This window comes from Streptococcus dentapri (genome assembly GCF_042649885.1).
GTDB classification, from domain to species: domain Bacteria; phylum Bacillota; class Bacilli; order Lactobacillales; family Streptococcaceae; genus Streptococcus; species Streptococcus dentapri.
Window position 1 is genome coordinate 1 of sequence record NZ_JBHSAC010000072.1, and the last position, 6,341, is coordinate 6,341.

The following is a 6,341-nucleotide window of genomic DNA, read 5'->3' on the forward strand; positions in this document are numbered from 1 at the left end:
GGGATTTAGCGGTATACTGTAAGTGGCTCATTAGGACTACCTCCTGTTTGTTTTGTCACTTACAGTATAGTCCTTTTGGGCTTTTTATTGTCGTTGAAAATCAACTAGCACCACGAGTATGATATAATATTAACGTTATGGAAAATTCAAATATTACACAAATTGCTCATCTTATGGGCATTAAGACGTCACAAATCAAAGCGGTCTTAGACCTAACTGATGAAGGTAACACGATTCCCTTTATTGCTCGTTATCGTAAAGAGAAAACGGGCAATTTAGATGAAGTTCTCATCAAGTCTATTATTGATACAGATAAGACTTTGACAGCTTTATCTGAGCGTAAGGCAACAGTTTTGACTAAAATTGAAGAGCAAGGAAAACTGACACCAGAACTTCAGGCAGCGATTAACTCAGCTAATAAATTAGCAGAAGTGGAAGAATTGTATCTTCCGTACAAGGAGAAACGCCGTACCAAGGCAACTATCGCCCGCGAAGCAGGTCTAGTTGATTTGACTCGTCTCATTTTACAAAATGTCCCCAACTTGGAAGCGGAAGCTGAAAAATTTATCAGTGAAGCTTTCCCGACGACAGATAAGGCTTTGGCTGGGGCGGTTGATATCCTAATAGAAGTTCTGTCAGAAGATAATCGTCTACGTTCTTGGACTTATAATGAAATTTGGCAGTATAGCTTTATAAAGTCCAATCTTAAAGATGAGTCTCTGGATGAAAAACAAATTTTCCAAATCTATTATGATTTTTTAGAAAAAGTATCGGATATTCAAGGCTACCGTATGCTAGCTCTCAACCGTGGTGAGAAACTAGGCATTCTCAAGGTCTATTTTGAACATCACATTGATAAAATTATCCGCTTTTATGAAGCACGTTTTAAGCAGAAAAATGCCTATATTGATGAAGCCATTGACAAGGCGGCCAAGACCAAGATTATTCCGGCTATGGAACGTCGTATTCGTACGGAATTGACTGAGTCTGCCGAGGATGGCGCTATTAGTCTCTTTTCTGATAATTTACGTCATCTGCTTTTAGTTTCGCCTCTTAAAGGAAAAATGGTACTGGGATTTGATCCCGCTTTTCGGACAGGGGCAAAATTAGCAGTTGTAGACCAAACAGGTAAGCTACTGACAACTCAGGTGATCTATCCTGTTGCCCCAGCTAGTCAGGCTAAAATTGCAAAATCCAAAGAAGAATTAGCTGACTTGCTCCGTACCTATCATGTTGAAATCATTGCTATTGGCAATGGGACGGCTAGCCGTGAAAGCGAGGCCTTTGTGGCAGATATTCTCAAGGATTTTCCAGATGTCTCTTATGTTATTGTCAATGAAAGTGGAGCTTCGGTGTATTCGGCTTCGGAATTGGCCCGCCAAGAATTCCCTGACTTGACGGTTGAGAAACGCTCGGCAATTTCTATTGCCCGTCGTCTTCAGGATCCGCTGGCAGAGCTGGTTAAAATCGCCCCTAAATCTATCGGTGTTGGACAATACCAACATGATGTTAGTCAGAAGAAACTAAATGAGAAACTTGACTTTGTCGTAGAAACTGTAGTAAACCAAGTCGGAGTCAATGTTAATACGGCCAGCCCAGCCCTGTTATCACATGTGTCCGGGCTCAATAAGACCATCTCAGAAAATATTGTCAAGTTTCGTGAAGAAAATGGTCGCCTGACATCGCGTGCTCAACTTAAGAAGGTTCCTCGTTTGGGAGATAAAGCTTTTGAACAGGCGGCTGGTTTCTTACGGATTCCAAATGCTGAAAATATCTTGGATAATACAGGTGTTCACCCGGAGAGCTATTCAGCTGTGGAGGAACTCTTTAGTCATCTAGCTATTGAAGAGTTGGATGATGAGGCTAAGAAAAAACTATCAGAAGTGGATACCAAGACTATGGCAGCAGAATTGGGCTTGGGTCAAGAGACTCTCAAAGATATTATCGCTGACTTACTCAAACCAGGACGTGACTTACGTGATGAGTTTGAGGCGCCTGTTTTGAGACAGGATGTGCTGGATTTGAAAGATTTACAGCTAGGACAAAAGCTGGAAGGAACTATTCGTAATGTTGTGGACTTTGGTGCCTTTGTGGATGTCGGTCTCCATGAGGATGGACTCATCCATATTTCAGAAATGTCCACTCAATTTGTTAAACACCCTAGTCAGGTAGTAGCTGTTGGGGATATCGTGACGGTTTGGGTATCAAAAGTTGATTTAGAACGTGAAAAACTTAATCTTTCCTTGGTGGCACCTCATGAATCTCACTGATTATGTCAAGGAAGTTTCGCTTGCGGACTTTGGAAAGCCTTTTAAACATCAGGCTGTCTGGAATTATCGTTTGCGTTCAACGGGAGGGCGTTTCTTTCCTAAGGATGGTCACTTGGATTTTAATCCTAGACTCTATGATGAAAAAGGATTAGACATTTTTAGAAAGATTGTCAGGCATGAACTTTGTCACTACCATCTTTACTTTGCTGGTAGAGGCTACAAACACAGGGATCAGGACTTCAAACAGCTTTTGAATAAGGTTGATGGTCTGCGCTATGCTCCAATATTGACTCAAAAATCTTTTCTCTATCTCTATCAATGCCAAAGTTGCGGTCAGTTTTACCCAAGACAGCGTCGCTTAGATTTACGGAAATTTAGCTGTGGTTGCTGTTTTGGAGGTCTACAATTAGTGGATTCCCACAAGATTGAAAATCAGCCCTAGGACTGATTTTCTTTTTAAGAGATATGGTTTATACTAGTAATATAAATGAGGGTTGGTAGTGATAATAACAGGAATCTGACCGACCGTAGCTTAGGAAGCGAGGAAACCATGGTGTCAAATTTGTATAAAAAACGGCAAGGAAAAATGCTTTGTGGTGTTATGGCAGGAATATCAGAAAAATTTGGTTGGGACGTAACCTTAGTTCGGATCTTATTTGCGGTTTTCACATATTTTTCAGTCGGTTTCGGACTTTTCCTTTATATTCTTTTAGCCGTGCTACTTCCTTATAAAGAAGATGAAGATAGCAATAGATACGGTACAGGTCCTCGCCATCGTAAAGAGGCAGAAATTGTAGATGATGATAAGGACTGGTTCTTTTAATATTAGAGTTGCCTTGGATAGCTATCCAAGGCAATTTTTATAGACAGGTCCTTTTATATTTATGGTATAATAGGGGCATTAAGTAGAAATGAGAGAAGCTTATGACCGTTACGGTTGACATGTTGGCTAAAAAAGTAAAATTAGAGCCAGTTTATACAACACCAGAACTTCTAAAACAAGAGATTATAACGTCGGATATTTCACGTCCAGGCCTTGAAATGACCGGCTATTTTGATTATTATTCCCCTGAACGTGTGCAGTTGATTGGGATGAAAGAGTGGTCCTATATGATGGCCATGACCTCTCACAATCGCTATTCTGTTCTGCGTGCGATGTTTAGGCCTGAAACCCCTGCACTGATTGTGGCGCGCGATTTAGCGATTCCTAAGGAATTGCTAGAAGCGGCTAAGGAGGGTGGGACACCGATTTTTCAAGCCCATCAAGCGACCTCCAGCATTTCAGGTGAGATTTCTTGGTACCTCAATTCTTGCCTAGCAGAACGCACTAGTGTTCATGGAGTTTTGGTCGATATTTATGGTATGGGTGTCCTCATTCAAGGAACTTCAGGTATTGGTAAGAGTGAAACCGGCTTAGAGCTTGTTAAAAGAGGTCACCGTTTAGTAGCAGATGATCGTGTTGATATCTATGCCAAAGATGAAGAAACGCTGTGGGGTGAGCCAGCTGAGGTCCTGCGCCACCTTTTAGAAATTCGTGGTGTCGGTATTATCGATATCATGAGTCTTTATGGGGCTAGTGCTGTTCGTAATTCTTCTCAGGTACAGTTATCTATCTATCTTGAAAACTTTGAAAAAGGTAAGGAGTTTGATCGTCTGGGAAACGGTAATGAAGAAATCGAACTGCAGGGCGTTAAAATTCCATGTGTGCGTATTCCAGTTAAAACAGGACGTAATGTTTCGGTTGTTATCGAAGCCGCTGCTATGAACCAGCGCGCCAAGCAAATGGGATTTGATGCGACCAAGACCTTTGAAGAGCGTTTGTCGGCTTTGATAAAACAGAATGGTAATGGTTCCAATTAATGAATCCGATTGCTTTTCAGTTAGGTCCTTTCTCAATTCGCTGGTATGCCATTTGTATCGTTACGGGTATGATTTTAGCTATATGGCTAGCCATGCGAGAAGCTCCTCGTAAGGGGCTGACATCAGATGATATCTTAGATTTTATTTTGATTGCCTTCCCAGTAGCTATTGTGGGGGCTAGACTCTATTACGTTGTCTTTAACTGGGATTATTATGCTAAAAATCCCGGAGAAATTCTGGCTATCTGGCAAGGTGGGATTGCCATCTATGGTGCTCTACTGGCTGGAGCCCTTTGTCTCTTACTTTTTTCCTATCGTCGCCAGCTCAATACCTACGATTTTTTGGATATTGCTGCGCCGGGAGTGATGCTTGCTCAGGCCATTGGTCGCTGGGGGAATTTTGTCAACCAGGAGGCCTATGGTAGGGCAATAAAATCCCTCAATTACCTGCCTGATTTCATCCAAAAGCAGATGTATATTGATGGCAGTTATCGTGTACCCACCTTCCTTTACGAATCCCTTTGGAATTTACTGGGATTTATCATTATAATGAGTTTGCGCCATCGTCCTAAATTATTACGCCGTGGTGAGGTAGCTTGGTTTTACTTCATCTGGTATGGTTGTGGGCGCTTTGTTATCGAGGGTATGCGAACCGACAGTTTGATGTTGGGCAGCCTGCGAGTATCTCAGTGGCTATCAATCATTTTAGTGGTAGTTGGAGTAGCGATGTCCGTCTATGGTCGACAAAATGGGGAACAGCCATTTTATCAAGAAAAATAAAAATTAGAAGTATAGGAGAATTTCATGGTAGGAATTGCAATGTTAATTATAGCTCTGGCTTTCGTAGTCTTGGTCATTTATTTATCTATCGTTTTGCACAAGGTTTCAGGAACGGTAGATGAAACCAAACGTAGCTTGTCTTTATTGACTGCGGATGTTGATGTGACACTTCATCAAACCAATGACTTGATTGCTAAGGCCAATGTTTTGATTGATGACATCAATGGTAAGGCAGCTACTATTGATCCCTTATTTGAAGTGGTCGCTGATTTGTCAGTCAGTGTTTCTGATCTCAATACACAGGCAAGGGATCTTGGTAAAAAAGCGTCTAATGTTGGTTCTAATGCTGCTAAGGCCGGTACGGCTGTAACAGCATTACGTTTCGTCAGCAAGTTCTTTAGGAGTAAAAAGGAGGAGTAAGCATGGGTAAATTAGTGAAAACTTTTGTTGTTAGTACAGCTGTAGGGGCTGCGGCAGGCTATTTTCTGTTAACAGATAAGGGTAAAGAGGTTAAGAAAAAAGCTATTGATTTAGTTAATGATTATAAGGACAATTCAGAAGCCTACAATCAAGCTGCCAAGGAAAAGGCTGGTGAATATAGGGACTTAGCCCTCAATACTTTTCATAACTATAAGGAAAAATTTGAAACGGGTGAATTGACTAAGGAAGATATCTTCGAAACTGTCAAAGAAAAGGCTGCCCAAGCCAATGAATTTGCTAATGAAAAAGCGGTTGTCGTTAAAGATAAATTGTCCAAGATTAAAGAAGAGCCAGGACAAGTTACTCAAGCAGAGGTCGATGACATCGTTATTGATTATTCTGAGTCAAACAACAATGATTAAATAGAAGCTTCTTAATAGCTTCTTTTTTGTGTCCTCAAAAAAAGTCTAAACCTTGAGCTCTTCTTTGAAGACTATGAGGTTTAGACTTTTTATTTTTTCATTGAAAGGATGAAGGTTGAAATCGTTGATGTAATAGCTATACCTAATAAGATTGCCAAAGCAAAGGAGGTAATCGTTCCTAGACCTAGTGTCAAGAAAAGGAAGGTAAGGAGTACTGCCGAAACACAAAAGAGCGAGATGCGAACGAAGAAAAGAAGTTCTCGCAGCTTAGCGCTCTGTGTATCAATTTCATAGAACTCTTGATATTTTGGCTCTTCTTGGTTCGCCTGAATGTTATCTTGACTGTCATAGTGGTCAAAATCATGTTGCTGACGTTGAGCTGACATAATTGCCTCCCTTCATTAAATTTCCAGATTATATTTAAATTTTATAGTACTTATTGTAACATAAAATAGTGGGCTTGTCATTATTTCATTAACAGCATCAAAAAATTTTCTGAAAATTTTTTCTATATTTGAGATACTCGTGGTGCTAGTTAATTTCAAAATATCTCAAATTATAAGCCAGTATGATTTGTTCGATTCTCAATT

At 40.5% G+C, this 6,341-nt stretch carries 8 protein-coding genes; 7 read left to right on the forward strand and 1 reads right to left on the reverse strand.

The window, feature by feature from the left end; translation table 11 throughout:
• Positions 1 to 137 precede the first annotated feature (137 nt).
• The 7 genes from ACFOSE_RS08495 to ACFOSE_RS08525 all read left to right on the forward strand — a co-directional run bounded on the left by ACFOSE_RS08495 (position 138) and on the right by ACFOSE_RS08525 (position 5,751).
• Positions 138 to 2,270, forward strand: coding sequence for a Tex family protein (locus tag ACFOSE_RS08495; protein WP_380432440.1), 2,133 nt, complete (start codon positions 138 to 140; stop codon positions 2,268 to 2,270).
• Positions 2,257 to 2,712 (forward strand): SprT family protein, encoded by a 456-nt coding sequence (locus ACFOSE_RS08500; protein ID WP_380432442.1) that lies wholly within the window; start codon positions 2,257 to 2,259, stop codon positions 2,710 to 2,712. The genes ACFOSE_RS08495 and ACFOSE_RS08500 overlap by 14 nt, the downstream gene beginning before the upstream one ends.
• 111 nt (positions 2,713 to 2,823) lie before the next feature.
• Complete coding sequence (locus ACFOSE_RS08505; protein ID WP_380432451.1) at positions 2,824 to 3,093, forward strand: PspC domain-containing protein; 270 nt, start codon at positions 2,824 to 2,826, stop codon at positions 3,091 to 3,093.
• Between the two features lie 101 nt (positions 3,094 to 3,194).
• The gene (gene hprK, locus ACFOSE_RS08510; RefSeq protein ID WP_380432443.1) at positions 3,195 to 4,130 is read left to right on the forward strand and encodes an HPr(Ser) kinase/phosphatase; all 936 of its coding nucleotides are present in this window, start codon (positions 3,195 to 3,197) and stop codon (positions 4,128 to 4,130) included.
• On the forward strand, positions 4,130 to 4,909 hold the full coding sequence (gene lgt, locus ACFOSE_RS08515; RefSeq protein ID WP_380432445.1) for a prolipoprotein diacylglyceryl transferase: 780 nt from the start codon (positions 4,130 to 4,132) through the stop codon (positions 4,907 to 4,909). The genes hprK and lgt overlap by 1 nt, the downstream gene beginning before the upstream one ends.
• A gap of 24 nt (positions 4,910 to 4,933) precedes the next feature.
• Complete coding sequence (locus tag ACFOSE_RS08520; RefSeq protein ID WP_380432447.1) at positions 4,934 to 5,329, forward strand: DUF948 domain-containing protein; 396 nt, start codon at positions 4,934 to 4,936, stop codon at positions 5,327 to 5,329.
• Between the two features lie 2 nt (positions 5,330 to 5,331).
• A complete protein-coding gene (locus tag ACFOSE_RS08525; RefSeq protein WP_380432448.1) occupies positions 5,332 to 5,751 on the forward strand; it encodes a YtxH domain-containing protein in 420 nt (139 codons plus the stop codon).
• 89 nt (positions 5,752 to 5,840) lie between these two features.
• Here the strand turns inward: ACFOSE_RS08525 and ACFOSE_RS08530 are convergent, their stop codons facing one another.
• The gene (locus ACFOSE_RS08530; protein WP_380432450.1) at positions 5,841 to 6,137 is read right to left on the reverse strand and encodes a DUF3270 family protein; all 297 of its coding nucleotides are present in this window, start codon (positions 6,135 to 6,137) and stop codon (positions 5,841 to 5,843) included.
• Positions 6,138 to 6,341 lie beyond the last annotated feature (204 nt).

Coding starts and splice junctions, on each gene's coding strand:
- ACFOSE_RS08495 (WP_380432440.1), top strand. CDS start 138: ATGGAAAATTCAAATATTACACAAATTGCTCATCTTATGGGCATTAAG.
- ACFOSE_RS08500 (WP_380432442.1), top strand. CDS start 2,257: ATGAATCTCACTGATTATGTCAAGGAAGTTTCGCTTGCGGACTTTGGA.
- hprK (WP_380432443.1), top strand. CDS start 3,195: ATGACCGTTACGGTTGACATGTTGGCTAAAAAAGTAAAATTAGAGCCA.
- lgt (WP_380432445.1), top strand. CDS start 4,130: ATGAATCCGATTGCTTTTCAGTTAGGTCCTTTCTCAATTCGCTGGTAT.
- ACFOSE_RS08520 (WP_380432447.1), top strand. CDS start 4,934: ATGGTAGGAATTGCAATGTTAATTATAGCTCTGGCTTTCGTAGTCTTG.
- ACFOSE_RS08525 (WP_380432448.1), top strand. CDS start 5,332: ATGGGTAAATTAGTGAAAACTTTTGTTGTTAGTACAGCTGTAGGGGCT.
- ACFOSE_RS08530 (WP_380432450.1), bottom strand. CDS start 6,137: ATGTCAGCTCAACGTCAGCAACATGATTTTGACCACTATGACAGTCAA.